This window comes from Amycolatopsis sp. NPDC051128, assembly GCF_040682715.1.
GTDB lineage: Bacteria > Actinomycetota > Actinomycetes > Mycobacteriales > Pseudonocardiaceae > Amycolatopsis.
In genome coordinates this window covers 90,144-114,147 of record NZ_JBFBBN010000018.1, presented here as the reverse complement: position 1 = coordinate 114,147, position 24,004 = coordinate 90,144, and the positions used below count along the sequence as shown (strand labels likewise).

Here is a 24,004-nt window from a genome sequence, read left to right as displayed (position 1 = left end):
CGCTGGTCACTGCCGCGTCCTCGGATCGTGCGAAGGGTCGGCGTACATCGGCGGGCAGCCGTCACGGACGGCTTCGGGGCGCAGTTCGTAGTGCCAGGGTTCGTTGCGGTAGATCTGGCACAGCCCGTACCCGGCGCCGTGCTCGGACAGCCACGCCCTGGCGGCGGGCGGCCAGATGTCCACCGCGTTCCCCGACACGTGCGCGGACCTGTCGGGGGTGGACACCCAGCGGGCGGCTTCCTGCTCCGAGCCGTACTTCGAGACCGCCTCGCGCAGCAGTCGCTCCTGGTACTGCCGGGAACGCCAGCCACCGTTGACGAAGAGCTCGACGCCGTCGTCCGCGGCGTCGGCCGCGGCCCGGCGCAGGGCGCCGAGCAGGCCGGGATCGAGGTTGGCCACCGCCGGGACCTCGTCGAAGACCGTCACGGGGGCGGGGACGGCGCCATCGGCCTTGCCGAAGGCGCGCCGGGCCGCTGTTCGTGCTCGTTCGGTGGAGGACATGCCCCCAAGTCAAGGCAGCGGGGTGTTGCCGGCGCGTACCCGGTTTTCGATATGCGGGCGATATGCGCCCGCTCCTAGTATCGGGGAGCATGCGTGTGCTGATCGTCGAGGACGAACCCTATATGGCGGAAGCCATCCGCGATGGCCTGCGCCTGGAGGCGATCGCGGCGGACATCGCCGGTGACGGCGACACCGCTCTGGAGCTGCTGAGTATCAACACCTACGACATCGCCGTCCTCGACCGGGACGTGCCCGGACCCACCGGTGACGAGATCGCCAAGCACATCGTGGCCTCCGGCAGCGGCCTGCCGATCCTCATGCTCACCGCCGCCGACCGGCTCGACGACAAGGTCACCGGGTTCGAACTCGGCACCGACGACTACCTCACGAAGCCCTTCGAGCTGCGGGAGCTCGTGCTCCGGCTCAGGGCCCTCGACCGCAGGCGCGCCCACAACCGGCCGCCGGTGCGGGAGATCGCCGGTCTGCGGGTGGATCCGTTCCGCCGCGAGGTCTACCGGGACGGCCGCTACGTCGCGCTCACCCGGAAGCAGTTCGCCGTGCTGGAAGTCCTCGTCGCCGCCGAAGGCGGTGTCGTCAGCGCCGAAGAGCTGCTGGAACGGGCGTGGGACGAGAACGCCGACCCCTTCACCAACGCCGTGCGCATCACCGTCTCGGCGCTGCGCAAACGCCTCGGCGAACCCGGGATCATCGCCACCGTGGCCGGCGTCGGGTACCGCATCGACGCGGGACCTGCGGGAGGCGACCGTGGATAGGGAACCCGGGATGAGCGTCCGCCTCAAACTCACCCTCAGCTACGCCGGCTGCATCATGCTGACCGGCACCTTGCTGCTCGCGGTCGTCTGGGTGTACCTGCTGCGTTACGTGCCCGAGGTGCTGGCCCTCGAGATTCGCGTCCCCACCCGCTACGACCTGGAGGAGGCCTTCGTCCCGAAGGCCGCCGCGGCGCTGGCGTTCCTGCTGGCGTCCGGTCTCCTGGGAGGGTGGATCCTCGCCGGCAGCATGCTCGCGCCCCTGACGCGCATCACCAACGCCACCCGCCTGGCCGCGAACGGATCGCTCTCCCACCGGATCCAGCTGGAGGGCCGCGAAGACGAGTTCCGCGAACTCGCCGACGCCTTCGACTTCATGCTCACCCGGCTCGAAGCCCACGACGCCGAACAGCAGAGGTTCGCGGCCAACGCTTCCCACGAGCTGCGCACCCCGCTGGCGATCACGCAGACACTTCTCGACGTGGCCCGCAACGACGTGAACCGCGACACCGGCGAACTCGTCGAGCGCCTCCACTTCGTCAACAGCCGGGCGATCGACCTCACCGAAGCGTTGCTCCTGCTCAGCCGCGCCAACCAGCGGTCCTTCACGCCGGAAGACGTCGACCTCTCCCTCGTCGCGGAAGAAGCCACCGAAACGCTTCTTCCCCTCGCGGAAAAGCGCGGCCTCACCATCGAGACCTCCGGCGACATCGCCCCCACCACCGGCTCGCACGCGCTCCTGCTGCAGATGACCACGAACCTCGTGCACAACGCGATCGCCCACAACCTGCCCGACCACGGCACCGTGTGGGTCACGACCAGTCTTCGACCCAAGACGGTGGTGCTCACGGTCGAGAACACCGGCGAGAAGCTCACCTCGCGACGGGTTTCCACGCTCGTCGAGCCGTTCCAGCGCGGCACCGAACGCGTCCGCACCGACCACGCCGGTGTCGGGCTCGGCCTGGCCATCGTCAAAAGCATCACCCAGGCGCACGACGGAACCCTCACGCTCACCCCCCGCACCGGCGGCGGGCTCCGCGTCACGGTGCACCTGCCCGCCGCGCGGCGACCGCGGTGAGCACGTGCCGGGCCAGGACGACGTCCGCGTCAGGCGCGCCGGCCGCCGACGCGTGGGCCGACATCGCCGCGAGCCGCCCGGGATCGGTGAGCACCGGGATCAGGGTGTCCTCGATCCAGGCCGGGCCGAGGACGGCGTCGTCGACGAGCAGCGCCCCGCCGGCCGCGACGACCGGCTCGGCGTTCAGCCGCTGCTCTCCGCCGCGGAGCGGGAGCGGGACGTACGCGGCGGGCAGGCCGACCGCGGCCAGTTCGGCGCACGTCATCGCCCCCGAGCGGCAGACCACGAAGTCGGCGGCGGCGTAGGCGTACTGCATCTCGTCGACGTACGGAAGGACGACGTAGGGCGGGTCGCCGTCCGGCACCTCGACCACGTGCTGTGGCCCGGTGACGTGCAGCACCTGCACGCCGTTCGCCCGCAACGCCGCGGCCGCGCCGGACACCGCGGCGTTGATCGTCCGGGCGCCCTGCGAACCGCCGGTGACCATCAGCACCGGCCCGCCGGGGCGCAGGCCGAACCGCTGCCGGGCGGCGTCGCGCAGTGCGGGCCGGTCGAGCCCGGTGATCGACGGCCGCAGCGGGATCCCGATGGCGGTGGCGTGCGCCAGCCGCACCCCCGGCGCGGCCGTGAACACGTGCGTCGTCATCCGGGCCGCCAGCCGGTTGGCCACCCCGGGCCGGGCGTTCGCCTCGTGGACGACGATCGGCAGACCCCGCCGGCGGGCGGCGAGGTAGGCCGGCCCGGCCACGTAGCCGCCGAAGCCCACCACGACCTCGGCCCGCACGCGGTCGAGCACCGCACCGGCCGCCCGCACCGAGTCGCGCAGCCTGCCCGGCGTCCGCAGCAGGGCTTGGTCCAGTTCGCGTGGCAGCGGCGCCGGCGGGACGAGTTCGAGCGGGTAGCCGCGGGCCGGGATGAGCGTGGTGTCCAGGCCGCGGACGGTGCCCAGCGCGGTGATCTCGGCCGCGGGCGCCAGCCGGCGCAGCGCGTCGGCGAAGTTCATCGCGGGCTCGATGTGCCCGGCTGAATGGCCGCCGGCGACCACGACGCGCGGCGCCGTCACGCCCGCCCCGTCGTCGTGGTGGAGTCTTTGCGGTAGGTATGCGAAGTCGACGTCCGCACATACCCGATGCCCGCGTAGAACAGGTGGGATTCGGGGCGCACGACGTTCGAACGAACCACGATGGTGTGCAGGTTTTGCTGCCGGGCCCACTGTTCGGCGGCGGCCACCAGCGCGCGGCCGAGACCGGACCGGCGGGCCGCCGCGTCGACGACCAGGCCGGTGATTTCCGCGCGTTCGTCGTCGTGCAGCGCCGACCGCCGCTCGACACTGACGTAGCCGTCGATGCGCGAGCCGTCGGCCGCGACCAGGACCTGCTGGGTGACCGAGGGCAGGATGCCGGTCAGCCGGCGGGCGACCGCGTCGAGTTCGCTCGGGTACCCGAGCTGGGTCAGCAGCCGGGTGAGACACGGGGCGTCGGCGGTCCGCGCCGGACGGATTTCGTTCATGTGATGGGAAAGTCGAAATAGGTGTCCGGATAGGGTTCGTCTCTCAGCGTGTAGTGCCACCACTCGGAGTCGTACCGGCGGAAACCGCAGGCCTCCATGATGGAGCAAAGGTGCCGGCGGTTTCGCGCTTCGGCGTGCGTGATGCCACTCGCGCCATGATGCGAGACGGGGTCCATCAGGTCGTGACCGCCGCCCATGGGCGCGAGTTCACCGGTGTCCAGGTGGTAGAGCGTCAAGTCCACGGTGCTGCCCCGGGTGTGGCCCGATTTCGCGGCCACGTAACCCTTCTCGAACATCTCGGCCCGGTCGATGTTCGGGTAGTGCCGCGGCTTCGTCCGGCCGTCCTCCGGCTGCCGCGACCAGCGCACGAAGCAGTCCACGGCGCGTTGCGGTCGGTAACCGTCCCACAGGAGCAAGCCGAGGCCAAGGGACTCGGCCTTCTCCTGCGCGCTTTCCAGGGCCGCGCACAAGGCCTTCGTGCCGACGACCCGGTTGGCCAGATATCCGTCCACCGGCTTGCCGGTGAAGTTGTCCCAGGTGGCGTACTTGGCGTCCCAGCGTATTCCGGGCACGCACTCGTCCACGAAGGCGAAATCTTCGTTCACTGGAGTTTCCCCGTCAAGGCCAGGAGGATCATCCGGTCGATCACTTCGGCGAGCGGCAGCCCCGCGGCCGCCATCATCCTCGGATAACGACTGTACGAGGTCAGGCCGGGCAGGGTGTTGACCTCGTTGAGGACCACTGTCCCGTCTGCCTTCAGGAACATGTCCACTCGCGACAGTCCCCGGCAGCCCAGCGCGCGGTACACGGCCTTCGCCGTCTCCAGGACCAGTGTGCGCGACTCCGCCGGAATGTCGGCGGGAACGATGAACGTCGAATTTTCGGAGCCGCTTTCGGGGTTGCTCTCCTGGTGGATCTTGAAGAAGCCGTGGGAGAGCGCGACCCGGTCCAGTTCGCCCACGAGCAGGTCCGGGTCGTTCCCCAAGATCGCGCAGCCGATCTCGCTGCCGTCGACGGCCTCTTCGATCAGCACCTTCGCGTCGTACTGCCGCGCGGTCTCCACCGCGCCCGGGAGGTCTTCCGGCCGGGAGACCTTGCTGACGCCGAAGGACGAACCCGAACGAGCCGGCTTGACGAAGACGGGATAGGGGAGCCGCCCGGGATCGATGGCGTCGTCCGCCGTGACGGTCCAGAACTTCGGCGTCGCGATCCCCGCGTTCCGGATGACGAGGTAGGTGAGGGACTTGTCCATGCACAAAGCGGAACCGGGAACGTCACAGCCGGCGTAGGGCACGCCGGCGAGTTCCAATAAACCCTGCATCGCGCCGTCCTCGCCGAGCTTTCCGTGGAGGAGGGGCAATACGACGTCCAGCCTGATCGCTTCGTACCGTCCCTGCTCCAGGACGAGCAGCCCGTGGACACCGCGGTCCGGCGACAGCACGACCGGACGGCAGTCGCCGTCCTCCCAGCCCGCGTCCGGACCGTCGCAGAGCTTCCACTCGCCGCTCTTCGTGATCCCGATCCAGAACGGCTCGTACTTGCCGGTGTCGAGGTTCCGCGCGACCTCTTGCGCGGACTTGACGGAGACGGGATGTTCTTCGGTGGTTCCCCCGAAGATGATGCCGACCTTGACCTTATCCATGCCGTTCCCCGCTTTCGAAGCTCAAGCAGTTGATGAGACTGTTTTCCACGGTGTCGCTCAACGCGTGGTCCGTGTAGTAGGCGGTGTGCGGGCTGATGAGCACGTTCGGCATTCCCTGCAGCCGCACCAGCCGCTCGCTTTCGACGGGCTTGGTCCGGCAGTCGGTGTAGAAGATGCCTTCCTCGCCTTCGAGGACGTCCAACGCCGCGCCGCCCAGCGCGCCGCTTTCCAGGGCCGCAATGAGGGCGTCGGTGTCGAGGAGGGGACCGCGCCCGGTGTTGACGACGAACGCGCCGTGCTTCAGCTGCGCGATCCGGCGACGATCGAGGAGGTGGTGGGTGCTCGCCGTCAGCGGGGTGTGGAGCGTGACCAGGTCGCTCAGCTGCAGCAACTCGTCGAGAGGGACGTAGTCGGCGGAGTTCCTGGGCCGGATGTCGTAGGCCAGCACGCGGCAGCCGAAGCCGCGCAGCCGGTCCATGACCGCCACGCCGATGCGTCCGGTGCCGATGATCCCGATCGTCAGGTCGCGGAGTTCTTTCCCGCGTACGTCGTTCAACCGGTAGTCATGGACATCCGTGCGCCTGATGACGGATTTGGCGTCTCGCACCAGCATCAGCATCAGCATCAGGGTGTAGTCGGCCACGCTGTCGGGCGAATAGTCGACGTTCCCGACCGCGATGCCCACGCTCTCCGCGTAGTCCACGTCGATGTGGTTGTAGCCGATGCTTCTGGTGGAGATGTACCGCACGCCGGCCCGGCTGAGCGCGAGCAGCGTGGGGTTGGTGACGGGGGTCTTGTGGCCGACGCTGACGCATCGGTTTCCGGAGGCCAGCTCGACAGTGGCTTCGGATACCGCGGCCTCGGTGATGGTCGGCACCACGCCGCAGCGGTGCGCCATCTCCCGGAACAAGGCGGCTTCGTCCGGCCCGCAGCCGTAGATCGTGATGCCCGTGGGGCCGTCCGAGGGGAAACCGGACGCCGGCGACCGGGTGCGGCGGACCGCGGTTCGCGCTGGTTCGCGGTAGGTCATGCCCCCAGTCAAGAGAGCGTGGTGTTGCCGGCGCGTATCCGGTTTTCGATATGCCGGCGATAGGCCGGCGGCCGTAGCGTGCGTGAGCTGACCACGACGGCGCCGGGCCGGCCGCTGCCGGCCCGGCGCCGCCGCGGGCGTTCGCTCAGGCGGGAGTGCAGGTCAGCGCCGGTGGCGCCGCCCTCCCGGTGGCCTGGAACCCGAAGCTGGTGCTGCCGCCCACGCCGATCGAGCCGTTCCACCCGGCGTCCGTGGCGACGACGCTGGTGGCGTTCTGCTTCAGGGTGGTGTTCCACGAGTTGGTGACCTGCTGGTCGCCGGGCCACGTCCAGCTGACCCGCCACCCGGTCATCGCCGCGCGGCGGTTGTTGGTGACCGTCACCGTCGCGACGTGCCCGGTGGCCCAGTCGCCGTTGACCTGCAGGCTTGCCGTGCACCCGGCCGGCGGCAGGACCAGCAGCGTGATGGAGTTCGCCGGGTACGTCGCCTCGACGTTCCCGTTGGTCACCGGGAGATCGCCGCCGTGCACGATGGCGCCCAGGTTGGCGGGGCCGTACGTGAACCGCTGCGCCGCACCGGTGCTGTCGAACCCGGCCACCGACAGCGGCGAGGTCAGGTCGCCGCCGGTCTTGTTGACGACCATGACGGTCAGCGCCTTGTCGGAGGAGCGCTCCGCCGCGTACACCGCCAGCTGGCCCTGGTCGGCGGAGGCCGCCTGCACGCTGACGTCCCCGAACCGGCTGCCCGCGCCGTCGTAGTTGCGGTACATCCGGAACGCGTACGCGCCAGGGTCGGTCGGCTTGGGCTCGCCCCACATCGTGGCGAGGTCGAGGCCTTCACGGCCGAAGACGCCCAGGATGTCGGCCTCCGCCAGCGCGCCGTTGATGTCGTCCAGGGCGCCCCAGTTGTACTCGGTGATGGCGGTCTTGGTGCCGGGGTTGTACCGGTCGATCCACGACTTCATCGTGCGGATGAACTGCAGCGGCGGCGCGTTGACGCCGCTGGGGCCGATCCAGGACTCCTCGACGTACGTCGGGTCCCACAGCGAGCGGATGGACCGCAGCCGCAACGCGTTGGCCTCGGGGTTCTTGTCGCCGCTGATCTGCGGGTAGAAGTGCTGGTCGAAGTAGTCGAGGTAGCGCTTTCCACCGTGGGCGTCGCTGTAGTCCTTCATGTTCTTCAGGTACCACTGGGAGAGGTTGAGCCCGCCGTGCGCGGCCGAATCGGCGCCCGGCCCGCAGCCGTCCAGCCCGGAGGCGACCCACTCGCAGTACCCCCAGCCGGACGGGCCGAGGACCGCCGCGCTGGGGTCCGCGGCCTTGATCGCCGCGGCGGCCGCGGTGCCCTTGGTGCCCAGTTCGTCCATCGTGACCGGCGCGGGGTGCACGTCACGATGCGTGCTGGCCCACAGCACCGGCTCGTTGTCGAGCTCGTAGATCGGCACGCCGCCCTGCGCCGCCGTGCCGAACTTGCTCACCAGGAACGACACCATCTCGCCGTCGAACGACGTGTCCACCGGGATCGAGCTGTCGGTGGCCACGCCGGCGAGGTTCTGCTGGTTGAGCTGGCCGTTGCCGCAGTTGGGGTCCCACTCGTCGAACTTGTCCTGCTGCGGGAACCGGGTCGCCGGGAAGCCACAGGTGAACGGGTGCTGCGCCGGCGAGTCCTTGGCCACCCACCCGCTCAGGGGCACGGCGACGACCGGCTTGATGCCGCGGTCGAGGTTGGACTTGACCATCCCCTCGACGGAGTGGGCCTCGTCCGCGACGATGTTCTCGAAGAACCAGTCACTGCCGGTGTTGTAGGTGTGGTTCTTGAAGTTGTAGCGGCTGGTCGCGTTGCCGCCCCAGCGCGCCACCGACTGGCCGATCTCGGCGTTGAACGCCGGATCGCCGCCGTTGAGGCCGTAGATGTCGGGGCTGATCGCGTGCCGGGCGGCGGACGCGTCCACCGACAGCGCGGGCCCGGTGGCCGCCGCCGTGGCCGGCTGGTCCGTGAACAGCACGGCCACGAGGGACACCGCCAGGCCGGCGGCCGTGACCGATCGTCGCTTCCGCCATCGCCGGATACCCACCACGGACGCCTCCACCCGATTCAGTGCCCTGGACTTTCGGTTGCCGACGGGATGCTGAAGTGACGGCTCGCGTCCGTCAAGTCACCGGCGACCGGCGGCGGCGGGCGGGGGTGTTGCGCCTGACCACGTCCCGCTGCTCCATGAAAGTTTCATTTCTCGTCGGCGCGTGCCGGGAACGGGCGGCCGGCTCCGGCTGATGGGGCCGCCACCACGAGAGGAGCGCGAACGATGACCAAGGTGACCGCCCGGATGTCGGTGTCCCCGGCGGCTCCTCATCGGCCGCCGACCCGGCGCCCACGCGGTCCACCACGGAGAGCTGGGCTCCGGCGCGACTGGATGACCTGCGGATACCTCAGCCGGATCGCCAGTTGTGGCAGAGGCAACTCCGCCCGCTCTCCCCTTGACATCGGACGCGCGGTCTCGCACTATCCGAACAAGTGTTCGATGAGTGTTCGGGTTCGCTCGCGGCTTCCCCGCGCGGGTGTCTCCGGTGCGTGTTCGTGGTGCTGGAGGTGCGTGGTGGCGGTGCCGGAAGCGGTCGCCGGGCTCGCGGCGATGCCCGGTGTCCGCACGGCCGCTCGGCTCGGCGAGCCGAGTCCGCCAGGCTCGGCGTCCCCCGGTTTCCTGCCGGTGACGCCGACCCTCGCCACGCTGCTGCCGGGCCGGCTGCGGCGAGGGAGCGCGGTGTCGATCCGGGGCTCGACCGCGCTGGCGCTCGCGCTGCTCGCCGAAGCGACGCGGGAAGGCTCGTGGGCGGCGCTCGCCGGCATGCCGGACGTGGGGGTGGTCGCGGCCGCCGAACTGGGCGTCGACCTGGACCGGCTGGCGCTCGTGCCCGAGCCCGGGGCCGAGGTCGCGGCGGTGCTCTCGGCGCTGATCGACGGGTTCGACCTGGTCGTGCTCGGCGCGGCCGTCGCCCGCGGGATCCCGCAGCCGCTGGCCCGCCGGCTCGCCGGACGCGTCCGCAACCGGGGCGCGGTCCTGCTCGTCACCGGCCCGTGGCCGGGCGCCGAGCTCGAGCTTCGCGTCTCGAAGCGCCGGTGGCGGGGTCTCACCGAGGACGGCTTCGGTCACCTGGAGGTCCGTGACGTCGTCGCGACCAGCCGTGGCCGGGGTTCCGCGGCTCGCCCCCTCGACGTCGCGCTGCGGCTGCCGGGCCCGGGCGGCGCGGCTACCGCAAGTGTTGTGGGTCAACCATCCGGCCCGGCTGGCCGATGCAGCGTATAAGCCGGTCCAGCTCGCCACAGCGGCGCGTTGCGGTTTGAATGTTCCGGAAACGGCGATCACGAACGATCCCGACGTGGTGCGCCAGTTCGTCAAGGGCGGTAAGACGGTGCATGCGAGTAGCGCCACGGCGTACATCGATTGGCGAACCGACTACGACAGCTTGAACTACCGCTTGATCGAGTCCCCGCCGGACGTGGTCGAGGGCGTGCGTAGCCTGATGACTTCGATGAGCCTGGTCTACGGTTCGCTTGACTTCGTTGTGCAACCTGACGGGACATGGACGTTCCTGGAGATCAACGCTGGTGGACAATATGGATGGCTTGAAGACGCCCTTGAAGACGGCCGAGGGGCGCCGCTGACTGATCAACTCGCTGACCTACTAGCAGGGGTCCACCATGAGCACCGGTGAAACCGGCTGGACGAGCCATGCCGAACGGCTCGCGGACCTGTTGCGGCAGCGTGGTGACCTGCTATCACCGGAGTGGCACCGGGCCGTGTCCGCTGTGCCCCGGCACTTGCTCGTTCCCACCGCCTTCGAGCAGAGTGGCACCGGCGAATGGACCGAGTTCGCCACGGCCGGCAGTCTGGAACGGGTCTACTCACCGGAGACCCTGATCACGGTGCTTTCCGATGGCGGGCCTCACCGGACGCCGATCTCGTCCAGCACGAAGCCCGATCTGATGGTGAGGATGCTCGAAACGCTGGACGTGCGCGACGGTCAGCGCGTTCTGGAGATCGGCACCGGCACGGGCTACAACGCCGCGTTGCTCGCGTACAGGCTCGGCGACGACAACGTGTTTTCGGTCGACGTCGGCGCTGATCTGATCGAGCTGGCTCAGGCGAGGCTCAGCGCCGCGGGCTTCTTCCCGACCTTGAGGGCGTCGGATGGCGCTGACGGTTTGCCTGAATTCGCTCCATACGATCGGATCATTGCCACCTGCTCGGTTCCTGCCGTGCCGTGGGCATGGGCGGACCAACTCGCCGAGGGCGGCACCGTCCTCGTCGACCTCAAGCGGGCGATCAGCGCGGGCAACCTGGTCCACCTCCGGCGCACTGGCGATCGCTTGGCGGGGCGGTTCACAGCCCGCTGGGCCGCATTCATGGCCATGCGGCACGCCGAAGCCACGCCGCAGGCCAGTCAGGCAGCGCGAGCCTCAGGAGATGAGCAGGTCCGCGCAACGGCCACACCGGGTAAGCCGTGGAACGACGTCCCCATCGTGTGGTTCTTGGCCCAGCTGCGACTGCCGCCTGGAACGACATTCGGGTACGACCTGGACCCGGACACCCTCCACCCGACGTTCACGACGGTCTCGGCTCCGGATGGCTCCTGGGCCCGAGTGAACCTCGCGGACAGCACAGTGACCGAAGCCGGCGAGACTGGCGTGTGGGAAGCCGTCGAGTGGGCTCACGATCAGTGGTCCGCAGCCGGGAAACCGAAGTGGGAACGTCTGGGCCTCACCGTGTCCCCAAATGGGACGCACCGGCTGTGGCTCGACCAACCGGACAGCTCTACCCATTGGGACCTCCCAGACGTTCCTGCCGCTCGGTAGCGCTTGGGGGGTGGCGCCGCACCAAGCGGCTCTGAACCGAAGCCGGAGTGGAGCCCAGCCGGGCCGGAGAAGTCAGTCCAGCGCGGCCGCCTTGCGCAGCAGTACCGAGCGTTCGCGCTGGTTGGCGCACAGCCGGGCCGCCAGTTCCAGTTCGGCACGCGCCTCCGGGCGCCGGCCGAGGCGGGCCAGCAGCTCCCCGCGCACGGTCGGGACCAGATGCGAACCGGGAAGCCGGTCCGTGGCGATCAGCTCGTCCACGATGGCCAGGGCCTGCTCCGGACCCGAGGCCATGGCCACGGCGACGGCCCGGTTGAGCTCGACCACCGGCGAGGGCGCGACCCGGCCGAGTGCCTCGTAGAGCACCACGATCCGGTTCCAGTCGGTCGCCTCGACCGAGGGCGCCGACGCGTGGGCGGCGGCGATCGCGGCCTGCAGGCCGTAGGGGCCGAGGCCGCGAGCCGACGCCTTGGCCAGCGCGGCGAGCCCACGGCGGATCGCCGAGAAGTCCCACCGGCGCCGGTCCTGGTCCTCCAGCAGGATCGGTGAACCGTCCGGGCCGGTCCGGGCCGGGAAGCGCGCGGCCGTCAGCTCGCACAACGCGAGCAGGCCGTGCACCTCCGGCTCGTCCGGCTGCAGCGCGGCCAGGGTGCGGGTCAGCCGGATCGCCTCGTACGCGAGGTCGGGGCGCAGCAGCCGGTCGCCCGACGTGGCGGTCGACCCTTCGCCGAAGATCACGTAGATGACGCTGAGCACGCCGCCCAGCCGTTCCCGGCGCTCGTCGGCCGGCGGCAGCTCGAACGGCACCCCGGCCGCCGCGATCGTCTTCTTGCCCCGGGTGATGCGGGCCTGCACGGTCGGCACGGGGACGAGGAACGCGCGGGCGATCTCTTCGCTGGACAGGCCGCCGACCACGCGCAGGGTCAGCGCCACCCGGGCCTCGGGGGAGAGGACCGGGTGGCAGCTGACGAACATCAGCGCCAGCACGTCGTCGTCGATCCGGTCGGGGTCGATTTCTTCCTCGATCGCCGGGTTCGCCGCCAGCAGGGCGTACCGGTCGTGGAGGGCGGCCCGGCGGCGGATCGCGTCGATGGCCCGCCGCCGGGCCGTGGCCCTCAGCCAGCCGGCCGGATTGGCCGGCGGGGCGAGCGGCCACGACACCAGCGCCTCGGCCACCGCCTCCTGGGCCGCGTCCTCGGCCAGCCCGAAATCGCCGGTGAACCGGGTCAGCGCGGCGACGATCCGCGCCGACTCGATCCGCCAGACGGCCGCGACATCGGCCGTGTCCATCAGATCCCGCCGTTCCGGGCCCGTTCCCCGGCGATCACCGGCCGGCCTGCGGGACCTCGTCGCTGCCGGGCACCCGCCGGACCTCGATCTTGGCCCCGGGGGCCGCCGGGACCCGCTTGGCCCACTCGATCGCCTCCTGCTTCGAGGCGACATCGATGAGGAAGAAACCCCCGAAAAGTTCCTTGGTTTCCCCGTAGGGCCCGTCGGTGACCACCGGGGTCTCGCCGCTGAAGTCGACCACGACGCCCTGGGCGGGATCGTCCAGCCCTTCGGCCGCGACGTAGACGCCGGCCTTGAACAGGTCCTCGATGAACTGGCGGCTCGTGGCCATCATCTCGTCGATGTCGGCCATCATGGCCGCGTTCGACTCGTCGGTGCCCCGCATGATCAGCATGTACTTCGCCATCGCGTTCTCCTCATCCGGCGTGGCCGCCTCTCGGCCTCGCACCCTCTTGTCGAACGAGCGGACCGCGGATCAACACGGCCCCGGAAAAACTTTTCGCCGCGGCGGCTGGTCCGACGACCTGAACGGCCGGCCTCACTTCAGGTGCCGGCCGAAGAACCGGTTCCCGTCGTCCCCCTCGAACGCCGGGATGCCGGTGTGCCCGCCCATGTTGGCGTGCAAAGTCTTCTCCTTGGAGCCGAAAGCGTCGAACAGGTCCAGGGCCAGCTGCCGGTCGTTTCCTTCGTCGTCCCACTGCAGCAGGACCAGCAGCGGAATGGTGACCTGCCGGGCCTCCTCGAACATGGAGCGGGGCACGAAACTCCCGGCGAACAGCGCGGCGGCCGCGATCCGCGGCTCGACCACCGCCAGCCGGACGCCGATGGCGATCACCCCGCCCGCGAACCCGACCGGGCCGTCGATCCCGGGCAGCGCGAGGAGGGCGTCCAGGGTGGCCTGCCATTCCGGGACGGCCCTGTCGACCAGCGGGAGGACGAGGCGGTCGACGATCCCGTCATCGACCGGCTCACCGGCCTGCAGCGCCCGGCGCAGGTCGGCGCGGGCCGCCTCGACGTCGGCGAGCCGGGGCCGGTCACCGCCGCCGGGGAGTTCGATGGTGGCCGCGGCGTAGCCCTGCGCCACCGTGTGCCGGGCCCGGGCCGCCAGCCGGGGGTACATCTTGGGCAGCCCGCCCGGGTGGCCGAGCAGGATCAGCGGGACCGGCGCGGACGCGGATCCGGGCGTCCACAGGATGCCGGGGATCTCGCCGAGGGTGAACTCGCGCTCGAGGACACCGTCGTCGAGGCGCCGTTCGGAGGTGAAGTGCATGGTCGTGCCTTTCGGGAGTGCTCGTGAACGGCGCTCCCGGACGACCTATCGCCCGACCGTGACCCCGGAGGAGAGCACCCATGTCGATACGTTCACGGGTACCACCTCCTCGTTCTCTCGCACGGCCTCCGGAAAGGTAGCAGTGGCCGCCGTGGTCCGCCACCGCTTTGCGGAGAACGAGAGGCCCGACCGTCAGCTTGCTCCTGGCACGGCGGGCAGTTAGCTGCGGCAGCGAGCTGTCAAGCTGCCCGATTGGCCCGATTGGCCCGATTGGCCCGGTTTCAGGTGTTCGCCCAAGGCCGTGAATGGCTCATTGAGGGACATACGATCCGTCGCTCCAGCCGTACTCCTTCAGTTCCGCGACGTCTTCGCCGGTGATCGACGATGGTTCGGCCAGTACGCGAACGGTGTAGGTCAGCAGTGCCGCTTCGCGAGCGTCGGTCGACGTGGCCTGACGGGCGAGTGAAATGTCCAGTTCGCTCAAGCCGGCGTCGCGGGCGGCCTCGGCGTGAGCGGCGAGGCACAGTGCGCACCCGAGCCATTCCTGGATGGCGAGGGAGATCTTCTCGCTGAGGGCGCGCGGCAGCTTGACGCGCTTGATCGCGCGGGACAGCTCCAGGTAGCCCTGCAGCAGTGCGGGCGAGTGCGCCATGGGGAACTCCCGTCCGGGTACCTATGGGGGGTAGGGGTGAAGACGCCTTGACTACCCTACCCCCCCAGGGTATATTGGTGATATGAGCGAGTTGACCGCTGACGCAGGCCCGCACGGGTACAGCTCAGGCAAAGAGGACTACCTGAAGCGGCTGCGGCGGATCGAGGGACAGATCCGCGGGCTGCAGCGGATGGTCGAGGACGACAAGTACTGCATCGACATCCTCACCCAGGTGTCCGCGGCCACGAAGGCGCTGCAGTCGGTGTCGCTCGGGCTGATGGACGAACACCTGCGGCACTGCGTCAGCCAGGCGGTCGCCGAAGGCGGCACGACCGCCGAAGACAAGATCCGCGAGGCGAGCGACGCGATCGCCCGGCTCGTCCGTTCCTGAAACCGGGGAAACCGAGAAGGAGAAGCACATGAGCGAGCAGACCTACACCGTGACCGGCATGACCTGCGAGCACTGCGTGCGCTCGGTCACCGAAGAGGTCAGCGAGATCGACGGCGTCACCGGCGTCGTGGTGGATCTGCCGACCGGCCGGGTGACCGTGACCAGCAGCAAGGACCTCGACGTCGCGGACGTGCGCGGCGCCGTCAAGGAAGCCGGCTACGAGCTGACCGCCTGAGCCGCGGCAGCTTCTCGACCTGCGGGCCCGTGCCCGCGGTGAGGACCCAGTCATGAACACAGCAGCGAAGCTTTCCGCCTACGGTGCGGCGCTCGTCCTGGTCGCCGGTGGCGCCTGGGCGACCGGCACCGCTGTCGGTCCCTTCTCCGGCACGGCCGGGGTGCACGGTGGCGAGGACGCCGGGCACGGGGACACCCACAGCGGCACCGTCGCGGAGGCCGCGAACACCGACCAGCCCGGCGGGCTGGCGTCGTCCAGGGGCGGCTTCACCCTCACGCCCACCAGCACGACGCTCACTCCCGGAACGAACACCCCCTTCACCTTCCGCATCACCGGCCCGGACGGGCACCCGGTGACCGCGTTCGACGTCGAGCACGAGAAGCGGTTGCACCTGATCGTCGTCCGACGGGACACCGCCGGGTTCCAGCACGTGCACCCCGAACTCGCGGCCGACGGCACCTGGAGCGTGCCGCTGACCGTCGCGGACGCGGGCAGCTACCGCGCGTTCGCCGACTTCAAGCCGACCGGCGCCGAAGCGACGACGCTGGGCGTCGACCTGGTCGCGCCGGGCGAGTTCCGGCCGGTCGAGTACGCGCCGGCCAAGACGGCCACTGTGGACGGTTACGAAGTCCGGCTGGACGGCGATCTGGTGCCCGGCAGTACGTCGAAGGTCACCGTGACCGCCACCTTGGACGGCAAGCCCGTCACCGACCTGCAGCCCTATCTCGGCGCCTACGGTCACCTCGTGGCCCTGCGCGGCGGCGATCTGGCCTACCTGCACGTCCACCCGGACGGCGAACCCGGCGACGGCAGGACCCCCGCGGGCCCCACGGTGACCTTCTACGCCGAGGTCCCCTCGGCCGGAACTTACCGGCTGTTCCTGGACTTCCGGCACGCCGGGAAGGTCCGCACGGCCGAGTTCACCGTCGACACGCGGACGGGAGCCGGCGCATGAGTACCGAAGTCGAACGTCCCCAGGTCGCGACCGGTGAGGTCGAGCTGGCCATCACCGGGATGACGTGCGCGTCGTGCGCGATGCGGATCGAGCGGAAGCTGAACAAGCTGGACGGCGTGACCGCCACGGTCAACTACGCCACCGAGAAGGCGAAGGTTGTCTACTCCGGCGACGTCGAGCCGGAGCGGCTGGTGGAGCAGGTCGAGGCCGCGGGGTACGGCGCCACGTTGCCCTCTCCGAAGACCGAGACGCCGGAGGCGGTCGAGGAAGAAGACCCGACCCGGGCGCTGCGGCAGCGGCTGGTCGTGTCGGCGTCGCTGTCGCTGCCGGTCGTGGTGCTGGCGATGGTGCCGGCGCTGCAGTTCACGTACTGGCAGTGGATTTCGCTGACGCTGGCGGCGCCGGTGCTGGTGTGGGGCGCCTGGCCGTTCCACCGCGCCGCGTGGGCGAACCTGCGGCACGGTGCCGCGACGATGGACACGCTGATCTCGCTCGGGACGCTGGCGGCGTTCCTGTGGTCGCTGTATGCGTTGCTGTGGGGCACCGCGGGCATGGCGGGGATGACGCACCCGTTCGAGCTGACCATCGAGCGGATGTCCGGTGACGGGAACATCTACCTCGAGGTCGCGGCCGGCGTCACCACGTTCATCCTGGCCGGCCGGTACTTCGAGGCCCGCTCCAAGCGACGCGCCGGCGCCGCGTTGCGGGCGCTGCTGGAGCTGGGTGCGAAGGACGTCGCGGTTCTGCGCGAGGGACGCGAGCAGCGCGTTCCGGTCGACCAGCTGCGGGTCGGGGACCGGTTCGTGGTGCGGCCGGGGGAGAAGATCGCCACCGACGGCGTCATCGCCGACGGCAGCTCGGCCGTGGACGCCAGCATGCTGACCGGGGAAAGCGTCCCGGTCGAGGTCGGCCCGGGGGACACCGTCGTCGGCGCGACGGTGAACGCGGGCGGCCGGCTGGTGGTGCGGGCGACCCGGATCGGGTCGGACACGCAGCTCGCGCAGATGGCGAAGCTCGTCGAGGACGCCCAGACCGGCAAAGCCCAGGTGCAGCGGCTCGCCGACCGCGTGTCGGCGGTGTTCGTCCCGATCGTGATCGCGCTGGCCGTCGGCACCCTGGCCTTCTGGCTCGGCGCGGGCGGCACGGCGTCGGCGGCGTTCACCGCCGCGGTGGCCGTGCTGATCATCGCCTGCCCGTGCGCCCTCGGGCTCGCGACGCCGACCGCGTTGCTGGTCGGCACCGGGCGGGGCGCCCAGCTGGGGATCCTGATCAAGGGGCCGGAGGTGCTGGAGTCGACCCGGCGGGTGGACACCGTGGTGCTGGACAAGACCGGCACCGTCACCACCGGGCAGATGGCGCTGGTCGACGTCCACACCGCCGAGGGTGTCGAGGCGGACGAGGTGCTGCGGCTGGCCGGGGCACTGGAGAACGCCTCCGAGCACCCGATCGCCCAGGCCGTCGCCCGCGGCGCGCGGGACGAGGTCGGTGACCTGCCCGAGGTGGCGGGCTTCGCGAACGTCGAAGGCCTTGGCGTGCAGGGTGTCGTCGACGGGGTGGCGGTGCTCGTCGGGCGGACGGCGCTGCTGGAGCAGTGGAGCCTGCACCTGCCCACGGAGCTGGCCGAGGCCAAGGCCGCGGCCGAGCGGCTCGGCCGGACCGCGGTCGCGGTCGGCTGGGACGGGCAGGCCCGCGCCGTGCTGGTCGTGGCGGACACGGTGAAGCCGACCTCGGCCGAGGCGATCGGCAAGCTGCGGGCACTCGGGTTGACCCCGGTGCTGTTGACCGGGGACAACGAAGCCGTCGCGAAGGCGGTGGCCGCCGAGGTCGGCATCGAGCAGGTGGTCGCCGAGGTGCTGCCGAAGGACAAGGTCGACGTCGTGCGGCGGTTGCAGGACGAAGGCAAGGTCGTGGCGATGGTCGGCGACGGCGTCAACGACGCCGCGGCCCTGGCCCAGGCCGACCTCGGCCTGGCCATGGGCACCGGCACCGACGTCGCGATCGAGGCGGCCGACCTGACCCTGGTGCGTGGCGACCTGCGGGCGGCGGTCGACGCGATCCGGTTGTCGCGGCGGACGTTGCGGACGATCAAGGGCAATCTGTTCTGGGCGTTCGCCTACAACGTCGCCGCGTTGCCGCTGGCCGCGGCCGGCCTGCTGAACCCGATGATCGCCGGCGCGGCGATGGCGTTCAGCTCGGTGTTCGTCGTCAGCAACAGCCTGCGCCTGCGCGGCTTCCGCGCGGCAAGCTGAGCGATCCCGTGAGGGCCGTCCCCCTCCACCCGGTGCCCCCAAGGCGTCACTTTCACCATGAAAGTGATGTGGAGGTGGCACCTCCGGATCACTTTCATAGTGAAAGTGATGTTGAGGAGGCTTCTCCGGATCACTTTCATGGTGAAAGTGGCGGTGGGTGGGTGGGCCCTCAGGGGCATGAGATCAGGCTTGTTCCGACCATCAGGGTGACGGCGACCGCGGCGGGGGCGACCAGCGCGGCGAACCCGCCGGCGACGGTCACCGCCCGAGACACGAGCCGCGGGCCGGTGTGGGCGGTGAGCCGCTGCAGCCGGATCGCGGTGTCGCCGCCCGCCATGGCCAGCGACCGCCGGGGACCTTCGATCGCCCGGATCGACAGAAGGGCGGAGCGCAGCGGCTCGGCGCCGCACTGCGCCGCCGCCGTCCGGTCGGCCGCCAGCTCGACCAGCAACCGGACCGCGCCGGGCAGCTCCCGCAGCAGCGGGACGAACCCGAGTGTGCGGCCCAGGACGTCCGCACACGCGGTGAGCAGGTGGTGCCGGCCGCGGACGTGGGCACGCTCGTGCGCCAGGACCGCGCGCAGCTCGCGCTCCGACAGCCGGTCCTTCAGACCCGTGCTGGCGACGATCAACGCCCGGCGGCCGCCGAGGCTGTAGGCGACCGGCTCGTCCCGCGGCAGCCAGAGGGTCGGCAGCGGCCGCCCGTCGGCCGAGCCGGACAGCTGCAGGGCGACCAGATGGCGGCGGTGCAGGACGTTGCGGCGCCGACGCCGTCCGGCCGCGGCCAACGCGAGCCGGGTGGTCGCGGCCAGCACGACGACGGCCGCCACGCCCCCGGCGATCGGGTCGAGGGCGGGGACGCCGCCGTGGCCGACCGCGGCCCAGCAGTCGTGCAGCACAGCCAGGATCGCCGCGGCAGGGCCGTGCCCGGGCAGCACCAGGAGCAGAACGCCGGCGATGGTTCCGGCGATGAGCCCGGCCGCGGTCAGCGACCACCACGCCAGCGCGGTGCCGGGACCCACCCGGGCGGAGAGCCAGCCCAGCGGCCGCGGTGACCACCAGCCGACCACCAGGACGCCGAGCAGGAGCGCCGCCGCGGTGATCACCGCCTGCGCGGCTTCCGGCGCAGAGCCTTGCGGAGGATGTCCGACTCCTCCTCCGACACCGACCGCACGAAGTGCAGCAGCACCGACTCCCGGTCGCCGGCGGAGTCGAGCAGCTCCCGCAGCGTCTGCGCCGTGGCCTCCTCGCGGGAGGTCACCGCGGTGTACCGGTAGGCGCGGTTCTCCATCTCGCGGACCACCCAGCCCTTGCGGTGCAAGTTGTCCAGCACCGTCATCACGGTGGTGTAGGCCAGGTTCCGGTGCTGGTTGAGCTCGTCGAGCACCTCGCGGACCCGCATCGGTTCCGGCGTGCTCCAGAGCACGTCCATGATGGACGCTTCGAGTTCACCCAGCTTCAGCATGGCACCTCCGCGAAAAAGGATACTGGCTGACCGGGATCACCCGACGATGCGTCGTGCGCCCATCAAGTGGCCGTCGCCGCGCTGCGGACGTACGTCGACCAGCTGGCCTTCCGTGGGGGCGTCGACCATCTTGCCGTCGCCGACGTACATGGCGACGTGGTGGATCGCGCTCGCGTTGCCCGTGCCGTCGTCGTAGAACAGGAGGTCACCCGGGACGAGCTGGCTGAGCGGCACGGCTTTGCCCGCGGTGAACTGCTGACGGCTGGTGCGCGGGATGGTCACGCCGGCCTGCTTGTACGCCCAGGACGTCAAGCCGGAGCAGTCGAACTCGTTCGGCCCGGTGGCGCCCCACTCGTACTCCGAGCCGCGCTTGGACAACGCGGCCTGGAGCGCGTCGTTCGCGGCTCCGGGCGGACCGAGGTAGGAGCCGTTGTCCTGGACCTTGCCGAGCTTCTGGCGGTCGGCCGAGGGAAGCTCGCCGAGCGCCTTGCGAACTTCGGCGATCTGCCCCTTCAGGTCCTCTTGGCGCTTGCGGACGTCGTCCAGTGCCGTGGCCGCGTCGTCGGCGGCCAGCTGGGCCGTCTTCTGCGCGTTCGCCGCGGCGGTTTTCGCATTCTCGGCCCGGTTCACGGCATCGCGCAGGCCACCGAGCACGACGGTCTTCCGATCGGCCAGCATCGACAACGCCGAAGCGCGATCGAGGAACTCCTGCCGGTTTCCGCTGTCCAGCAACATCGCGGCGTTGTCGAGCTGCCCGCCGTCGAGCGCGGACAGGGCGATCGTGGCGACCTGCGGACGGAACTGCGCGATGGCCGCCTGCGCCTTGCCCAGGTCGTCGCCGGCCTTGGTCACGTCCGCGTTCGCCTTGTCGCGGTCGGCCTGCCGGGCGGTCAGCTGATCCTGCGCGGTCAACAGGTCCTCGTCGGCCTTGGCGGCCTGGGCGCCGAGTTCCTGGTAGCGCTGCATCGGATCCTGGCTGGTGCCGGGCGGAGCCGGCTGCGCGCTCGCGGGAAGTGTTCCCCAGCCGATGAGCATCAGTGCGGCGGTGGCGACGAGCGGATGTCGCAGGGATCGCCGGTGTGGTGTCACGGGTGCTGAATCTCCTGTCGTGGGGACTGCGTTCGGGTGGACCGCCCCGCGGTCACCGTAAGGTGACGCGCGGATCTTGTCCACTATCCGGCTTAGTACTAGACAGGTAGTTGTCAGCCCCGCGTGAAGGCCACCCCGAGTTCGCCCGGGGTGGCCTCCACGGAATCCGGGAATCAGCCTTGCGAGAGCAGGCCCCGCATCTCGGTGATCTCCGCCTGCTGGGCGTCGATGATCTTCTGGGCAAGTGCCTTGGCATCGGCATTGCTGCCCTTGGTGAGCTCGGTCTTGGCCATCTCGACCGCGCCCTCGTGGTGCTTGACCATCATTTCGAGCCACATCTTGTCGAACTCGGCGCCCTTGGCCTGTTCGAGCTTCCGCATGTCGGCGTCGGACATCATGCCCGGCATCGACGACGTGCCCATGCCTGGCATGGACTCGTGGGTCATGCCCGGCATCGACGAGGTCGAGGTGGCTCCCCAGGTGGACAGCCAGCCCCGCATCTGCTGGATCTCGGGGTCCTGGGCCTTCTCGATCCGGCCCGCCAGGTCGACGACCTTCGGGTTGGCGCCGCGGGACGGCACGAGCTTCGCCATGTCGAGGGCCTGGCTGTGGTGCGGGATCATCTGCTGGGCGAACGCGATGTCGTCGGCGTTGTGGCCCGCCGCCGGCTGGCTCGGAGCCGGGGCCGGCACGGACGAACTCGAGCCCATGCCGGACATGGACGGGTGGTCGCTGCTGCTACACGCGCTCAGCACGAGCGCGGACACAACGGCGAGGCCGCCGGCGAGCAGAGTTTTGCGCATGACAAATCCTTCTCTGTGAATTGCTGCTGCTGTAAGACCGGTGAGGACCGCGTGGAGCCCGGCCGGTCAGGTGCGCAGGACGCAGAGAGAGGTGAGGATCAGCCGGCCGCGTCTGTCGGGTGGACGCCCGGGATACGGAGAGCCGCGGGGGCTCGCCGGTGCGGCGGCTTCCGCCGGTCGTGACCGCCTGAGCGCCATGAGCGCGAGGAAAAGGGCCACTGCCGCACAGACGACGGCCAGGCAGAGGTGAAGGAGGTGGTGGGCGCCATCCGGCATGCCGGGATGGTGTTCGCCGGTGCCGGCGTCCGCGGTCAATGCGGTTTGGACAGCCGGCATGGCGTGCGTCACGGAGGCGCCTTCGGCGTGCCTCGTCATGCTGGCGTGGTGCATGGCGACGATGCACAGCGCGAGCGCGCACAGCAGAATGACCTGCTGTGCCTTGCCGAGCCGGACCGTTGCCACGCGTCCACCGTACTCAACCCCGCTGGGCGGAGTGCACCCGCCTCGACACGTCACAGCTATCTGCTAGCTGACGTAGTACGAGATGGGGTAGTTGCCTGTCTTGGGTGCCACGCAACCAAACGGCGCTACTCCTGAAGGCCATCATCAGGGCATCCAGCGCCCTGATGATGGCCTTCGGAGGATGCGCTACCGCTGCAGGGTCAGCACGCCCGGCCGGTAAGGCAGGAGGACGTACTCCGTGCCGTCGGAGCGCGGGTCGCGCCCTTGGTAGAGCAGCTGCAGGTTGCAGGGGTCGACGGTCTTGGTCTGGTCGGGGTTGGTGCGGACCAGGTCGCCGTGGCTGATGTCGTTGGTCCACGTGGCGCCGCTGTTGGCCTTGCCCGCGAAGGGGTTGCTCTCGGTGTCGGCTTGCGGGGTCCACGTGCCGCTGAGGCTGGTGGCGGTGAACGAGCGGAAGTAGCGGCCGTTCGCGCCCCGTGCCTCGACGATCATGAGGTACTGGTTCTGGCCCTGGATCTTGTAGACCTCGGGCGCTTCGAACAGTTTTTCCGCCGTGTCACTCATGATCTTCGTGAAGCTCGAGCCGAAGCTGCCCGGGAAGTTCCCGATCGGCATGGTGGCGCGGTAGATGTTGCCGAGGTCGTCGGCGAAGAACAGGTACATGTTCGTGTCGTCGCCGATGATGGTCTGGTCGAGCGGTGCCCCGACCGGGAGGGTGCCGGTGAACAGGGTCTGCGGGGCCGACCAGCCGTTGGGGTTGGTGGGGTCGCTCGAGGTGCGGTAGGAGAAGGTCGGCCCGCCCCACTGGTAGGCGAGTACCCAGATGTTCTTCGGGGCGAAGTAGAACAGCGTCGGTGCGACGGCGCCGATGGTCAACGTGTTCTGGCCGGCGGTGGCCATGTCGGACCAGTTGGTGAAGGGGCTGAAGCTCATCGACTTCCAGCTCTTCGCGGTGTCGGCCGTCGTTCCGTAGACGACGTGCTTGCCGTTGTAGACGACGTTGGTGAAGTCCTTGAGCGCGACCCACCCCGACTTCGGGTTGGCCAGCGGGCCGGTCGATGACCAGCGGTACGTCGACGGCAGAGCGCAGGTGCTGCTGCCCCCGTCGACCCGGGCGAGTTGCCACTGCTGGTTGGCGCCGCCCCAGTCGCTGTACTGCACGACGTTGGCGCCGTCGTTGGTCGCCGCGCCCTGGACCTCGACCGCCTTGTTGCTGTTGCGGTTGATCAGCCGCGCGTAGCCGCTGTCGGAGTCGGCCAGGCGGAACTGCTGGTTGGCGGCGTTGCCGTCGGTCCACTGGTGGATGGCGGCACCGTCGGCGGTCGACCAGTTGGACACGTCGATCACCTTGCCGGAGTGTCGCGCCTTGAGCCGGTAGTAGCCGCCGCCGGAGTCCACGAACTGGAACTGCTGGTTGGTGGCGTTGGTGCGGGTCCACTGGACGACGTTGGCGCCGTCGGCGGTGGACGCGCCGTTGACGTCGAGGGCCTTGCCGCTGTTGCGGTTCAGCAGGACGTACCAGGCGGTGGTGTCCACTGTGGCGGCCGACGCCGTCGTGGGGGCCAACGCGAGCAGCCCGCCCACGACCGCCACGACCGCCGCGGCGGCCGATCCCGACCGCCACCGGCGACGCCACCTCGCGGTGTGCGCAAACCCAACCGACATAGCATCTTTCCTTTCATCAATGGGACCGCCGACATGAGGCGGGCCGCATCGGCGGACCCCGGCGAACACCCGCGCAAGGGACAAGAGCGCAGGTGACGACG

Annotated in this window: 26 protein-coding genes; 9 read left to right on the top strand and 17 right to left on the bottom strand. The window is 70.2% G+C overall.

Annotated elements, in window-relative coordinates; genetic code table 11:
• Positions 1-6: 6 nt before the first annotated feature.
• Entirely contained in the window at positions 7-501 is a 495-nt protein-coding gene (locus AB0M82_RS20330; RefSeq protein ID WP_364723837.1) for a M15 family metallopeptidase, read from the bottom strand.
• Between the two features lie 89 nt (positions 502-590).
• On the opposite strand from AB0M82_RS20330, the gene AB0M82_RS20325 reads away from it, so the two are divergent.
• Both AB0M82_RS20325 and AB0M82_RS20320 read left to right on the top strand, forming a co-directional pair.
• Positions 591-1,274 carry a response regulator transcription factor gene (locus AB0M82_RS20325; RefSeq protein ID WP_364723834.1) on the top strand — a complete coding sequence of 228 codons (684 nt, stop codon included), beginning with the start codon at positions 591-593 and terminating at the stop codon, positions 1,272-1,274.
• Positions 1,275-1,284: 10 nt separating this feature from the next.
• On the top strand, positions 1,285-2,349 hold the full coding sequence (locus AB0M82_RS20320) for a HAMP domain-containing sensor histidine kinase (RefSeq protein ID WP_364723831.1): 1,065 nt from the start codon (positions 1,285-1,287) through the stop codon (positions 2,347-2,349).
• Here AB0M82_RS20320 and AB0M82_RS20315 read toward each other — a convergent pair.
• The 6 genes from AB0M82_RS20315 to AB0M82_RS20290 all read right to left on the bottom strand — a co-directional run bounded on the left by AB0M82_RS20315 (position 2,312) and on the right by AB0M82_RS20290 (position 8,607).
• Positions 2,312-3,412: a UDP-N-acetylglucosamine--N-acetylmuramyl-(pentapeptide) pyrophosphoryl-undecaprenol N-acetylglucosamine transferase gene (locus AB0M82_RS20315; RefSeq protein WP_364723828.1), complete on the bottom strand. Its 1,101-nt coding sequence runs from the start codon at positions 3,410-3,412 to the stop codon at positions 2,312-2,314. The two genes, AB0M82_RS20320 and AB0M82_RS20315, sit on opposite strands and share 38 nt — an antisense overlap.
• Entirely contained in the window at positions 3,409-3,858 is a 450-nt protein-coding gene (locus AB0M82_RS20310; RefSeq protein ID WP_364723825.1) for a GNAT family N-acetyltransferase, read from the bottom strand. The genes AB0M82_RS20315 and AB0M82_RS20310 overlap by 4 nt, the downstream gene beginning before the upstream one ends.
• Positions 3,855-4,463: a D-Ala-D-Ala dipeptidase VanX gene (gene vanX / locus AB0M82_RS20305; RefSeq protein ID WP_364723822.1), complete on the bottom strand. Its 609-nt coding sequence runs from the start codon at positions 4,461-4,463 to the stop codon at positions 3,855-3,857. The genes AB0M82_RS20310 and vanX overlap by 4 nt, the downstream gene beginning before the upstream one ends.
• Positions 4,460-5,500, bottom strand: a complete 1,041-nt coding sequence (vanA-Sc, locus tag AB0M82_RS20300) for a D-alanine--(R)-lactate ligase VanA-Sc (protein WP_364723820.1) — start codon at positions 5,498-5,500, stop codon at positions 4,460-4,462. The genes vanX and vanA-Sc overlap by 4 nt, the downstream gene beginning before the upstream one ends.
• Positions 5,493-6,530 (bottom strand): D-lactate dehydrogenase VanH, encoded by a 1,038-nt coding sequence (gene vanH, locus AB0M82_RS20295; RefSeq protein WP_364723818.1) that lies wholly within the window; start codon positions 6,528-6,530, stop codon positions 5,493-5,495. The genes vanA-Sc and vanH overlap by 8 nt, the downstream gene beginning before the upstream one ends.
• Positions 6,531-6,675: 145 nt before the next feature.
• Positions 6,676-8,607 carry a glycoside hydrolase family 44 protein gene (locus AB0M82_RS20290; protein ID WP_364723815.1) on the bottom strand — a complete coding sequence of 644 codons (1,932 nt, stop codon included), beginning with the start codon at positions 8,605-8,607 and terminating at the stop codon, positions 6,676-6,678.
• A 516-nt stretch (positions 8,608-9,123) separates the two neighbouring features.
• On the opposite strand from AB0M82_RS20290, the gene AB0M82_RS20285 reads away from it, so the two are divergent.
• The 3 genes from AB0M82_RS20285 to AB0M82_RS20275 are packed head-to-tail and all read left to right on the top strand — an operon-like array spanning position 9,124 to position 11,381.
• Positions 9,124-9,831, top strand: a complete 708-nt coding sequence (locus AB0M82_RS20285; protein ID WP_364723813.1) for a hypothetical protein — start codon at positions 9,124-9,126, stop codon at positions 9,829-9,831.
• On the top strand, positions 9,785-10,240 hold the full coding sequence (locus AB0M82_RS20280; protein WP_364723811.1) for a hypothetical protein: 456 nt from the start codon (positions 9,785-9,787) through the stop codon (positions 10,238-10,240). Before AB0M82_RS20285 ends, AB0M82_RS20280 begins: the two co-directional genes overlap by 47 nt.
• A complete protein-coding gene (locus AB0M82_RS20275) occupies positions 10,227-11,381 on the top strand; it encodes a methyltransferase domain-containing protein (protein ID WP_364723808.1) in 1,155 nt (384 codons plus the stop codon). The genes AB0M82_RS20280 and AB0M82_RS20275 overlap by 14 nt, the downstream gene beginning before the upstream one ends.
• A 72-nt stretch (positions 11,382-11,453) precedes the next feature.
• Here AB0M82_RS20275 and AB0M82_RS20270 read toward each other — a convergent pair whose 3' ends face one another.
• From AB0M82_RS20270 to AB0M82_RS20255, 4 genes are all read right to left on the bottom strand, one after another.
• Positions 11,454-12,668 carry a sigma-70 family RNA polymerase sigma factor gene (locus AB0M82_RS20270; protein ID WP_364723805.1) on the bottom strand — a complete coding sequence of 405 codons (1,215 nt, stop codon included), beginning with the start codon at positions 12,666-12,668 and terminating at the stop codon, positions 11,454-11,456.
• A gap of 34 nt (positions 12,669-12,702) precedes the next feature.
• Positions 12,703-13,074 (bottom strand): YciI family protein, encoded by a 372-nt coding sequence (locus tag AB0M82_RS20265; RefSeq protein WP_364723802.1) that lies wholly within the window; start codon positions 13,072-13,074, stop codon positions 12,703-12,705.
• 132 nt (positions 13,075-13,206) lie between these two features.
• On the bottom strand, positions 13,207-13,938 hold the full coding sequence (locus AB0M82_RS20260) for an alpha/beta hydrolase (RefSeq protein ID WP_364723799.1): 732 nt from the start codon (positions 13,936-13,938) through the stop codon (positions 13,207-13,209).
• 310 nt (positions 13,939-14,248) lie between these two features.
• On the bottom strand, positions 14,249-14,590 hold the full coding sequence (locus AB0M82_RS20255) for a carboxymuconolactone decarboxylase family protein (protein ID WP_364723796.1): 342 nt from the start codon (positions 14,588-14,590) through the stop codon (positions 14,249-14,251).
• Positions 14,591-14,672: 82 nt separating this feature from the next.
• On the opposite strand from AB0M82_RS20255, the gene AB0M82_RS20250 reads away from it, so the two are divergent.
• Genes AB0M82_RS20250 through AB0M82_RS20235 form a run of 4 tightly spaced genes read left to right on the top strand, consistent with a single transcriptional unit; the run spans position 14,673 to position 18,420 of the window.
• On the top strand, positions 14,673-14,981 hold the full coding sequence (locus AB0M82_RS20250; RefSeq protein ID WP_364723793.1) for a metal-sensitive transcriptional regulator: 309 nt from the start codon (positions 14,673-14,675) through the stop codon (positions 14,979-14,981).
• 28 nt (positions 14,982-15,009) lie between these two features.
• The gene (locus AB0M82_RS20245; protein WP_364723790.1) at positions 15,010-15,216 is read left to right on the top strand and encodes a heavy metal-associated domain-containing protein; all 207 of its coding nucleotides are present in this window, start codon (positions 15,010-15,012) and stop codon (positions 15,214-15,216) included.
• A 52-nt stretch (positions 15,217-15,268) separates the two neighbouring features.
• Positions 15,269-16,171: a hypothetical protein gene (locus AB0M82_RS20240; protein ID WP_364723787.1), complete on the top strand. Its 903-nt coding sequence runs from the start codon at positions 15,269-15,271 to the stop codon at positions 16,169-16,171.
• Positions 16,168-18,420: a heavy metal translocating P-type ATPase gene (locus tag AB0M82_RS20235; RefSeq protein ID WP_364723784.1), complete on the top strand. Its 2,253-nt coding sequence runs from the start codon at positions 16,168-16,170 to the stop codon at positions 18,418-18,420. Before AB0M82_RS20240 ends, AB0M82_RS20235 begins: the two co-directional genes overlap by 4 nt.
• Positions 18,421-18,589: 169 nt before the next feature.
• Here AB0M82_RS20235 and AB0M82_RS20230 read toward each other — a convergent pair whose 3' ends face one another.
• From AB0M82_RS20230 to AB0M82_RS20205, 6 genes are all read right to left on the bottom strand, one after another.
• Positions 18,590-19,525 carry a M56 family metallopeptidase gene (locus AB0M82_RS20230; protein ID WP_364723781.1) on the bottom strand — a complete coding sequence of 312 codons (936 nt, stop codon included), beginning with the start codon at positions 19,523-19,525 and terminating at the stop codon, positions 18,590-18,592.
• Complete coding sequence (locus AB0M82_RS20225; RefSeq protein WP_364723778.1) at positions 19,522-19,884, bottom strand: BlaI/MecI/CopY family transcriptional regulator; 363 nt, start codon at positions 19,882-19,884, stop codon at positions 19,522-19,524. The genes AB0M82_RS20230 and AB0M82_RS20225 overlap by 4 nt, the downstream gene beginning before the upstream one ends.
• A gap of 36 nt (positions 19,885-19,920) precedes the next feature.
• A complete protein-coding gene (locus AB0M82_RS20220; protein ID WP_364723775.1) occupies positions 19,921-20,973 on the bottom strand; it encodes an NlpC/P60 family protein in 1,053 nt (350 codons plus the stop codon).
• A gap of 173 nt (positions 20,974-21,146) precedes the next feature.
• Positions 21,147-21,776 carry a DUF305 domain-containing protein gene (locus AB0M82_RS20215; RefSeq protein WP_364723772.1) on the bottom strand — a complete coding sequence of 210 codons (630 nt, stop codon included), beginning with the start codon at positions 21,774-21,776 and terminating at the stop codon, positions 21,147-21,149.
• A 66-nt stretch (positions 21,777-21,842) separates the two neighbouring features.
• Positions 21,843-22,238, bottom strand: coding sequence for a hypothetical protein (locus tag AB0M82_RS20210; RefSeq protein WP_364723769.1), 396 nt, complete (start codon positions 22,236-22,238; stop codon positions 21,843-21,845).
• 186 nt (positions 22,239-22,424) lie between these two features.
• Entirely contained in the window at positions 22,425-23,903 is a 1,479-nt protein-coding gene (locus AB0M82_RS20205) for a non-reducing end alpha-L-arabinofuranosidase family hydrolase (protein ID WP_364723767.1), read from the bottom strand.
• Between the last annotated feature and the right edge of the window lie 101 nt (positions 23,904-24,004).

Bases quoted from the DNA above. Each gene is read 5' to 3' on its own strand.
- AB0M82_RS20235 (WP_364723784.1), top strand. From the start codon at position 16,168: ATGAGTACCGAAGTCGAACGTCCCCAGGTCGCGACCGGTGAGGTCGAG.
- vanH (WP_364723818.1), bottom strand. From the start codon at position 6,530: ATGACCTACCGCGAACCAGCGCGAACCGCGGTCCGCCGCACCCGGTCG.
- vanA-Sc (WP_364723820.1), bottom strand. From the start codon at position 5,500: ATGGATAAGGTCAAGGTCGGCATCATCTTCGGGGGAACCACCGAAGAA.
- AB0M82_RS20250 (WP_364723793.1), top strand. From the start codon at position 14,673: ATGAGCGAGTTGACCGCTGACGCAGGCCCGCACGGGTACAGCTCAGGC.
- AB0M82_RS20270 (WP_364723805.1), bottom strand. From the start codon at position 12,668: ATGGACACGGCCGATGTCGCGGCCGTCTGGCGGATCGAGTCGGCGCGG.
- AB0M82_RS20330 (WP_364723837.1), bottom strand. From the start codon at position 501: ATGTCCTCCACCGAACGAGCACGAACAGCGGCCCGGCGCGCCTTCGGC.
- AB0M82_RS20225 (WP_364723778.1), bottom strand. From the start codon at position 19,884: ATGCTGAAGCTGGGTGAACTCGAAGCGTCCATCATGGACGTGCTCTGG.
- AB0M82_RS20260 (WP_364723799.1), bottom strand. From the start codon at position 13,938: ATGCACTTCACCTCCGAACGGCGCCTCGACGACGGTGTCCTCGAGCGC.
- AB0M82_RS20215 (WP_364723772.1), bottom strand. From the start codon at position 21,776: ATGCGCAAAACTCTGCTCGCCGGCGGCCTCGCCGTTGTGTCCGCGCTC.
- AB0M82_RS20275 (WP_364723808.1), top strand. From the start codon at position 10,227: ATGAGCACCGGTGAAACCGGCTGGACGAGCCATGCCGAACGGCTCGCG.
- AB0M82_RS20310 (WP_364723825.1), bottom strand. From the start codon at position 3,858: ATGAACGAAATCCGTCCGGCGCGGACCGCCGACGCCCCGTGTCTCACC.
- AB0M82_RS20320 (WP_364723831.1), top strand. From the start codon at position 1,285: ATGAGCGTCCGCCTCAAACTCACCCTCAGCTACGCCGGCTGCATCATG.
- AB0M82_RS20255 (WP_364723796.1), bottom strand. From the start codon at position 14,590: ATGGCGCACTCGCCCGCACTGCTGCAGGGCTACCTGGAGCTGTCCCGC.
- AB0M82_RS20325 (WP_364723834.1), top strand. From the start codon at position 591: ATGCGTGTGCTGATCGTCGAGGACGAACCCTATATGGCGGAAGCCATC.
- AB0M82_RS20205 (WP_364723767.1), bottom strand. From the start codon at position 23,903: ATGTCGGTTGGGTTTGCGCACACCGCGAGGTGGCGTCGCCGGTGGCGG.
- AB0M82_RS20245 (WP_364723790.1), top strand. From the start codon at position 15,010: ATGAGCGAGCAGACCTACACCGTGACCGGCATGACCTGCGAGCACTGC.
- AB0M82_RS20265 (WP_364723802.1), bottom strand. From the start codon at position 13,074: ATGGCGAAGTACATGCTGATCATGCGGGGCACCGACGAGTCGAACGCG.
- AB0M82_RS20240 (WP_364723787.1), top strand. From the start codon at position 15,269: ATGAACACAGCAGCGAAGCTTTCCGCCTACGGTGCGGCGCTCGTCCTG.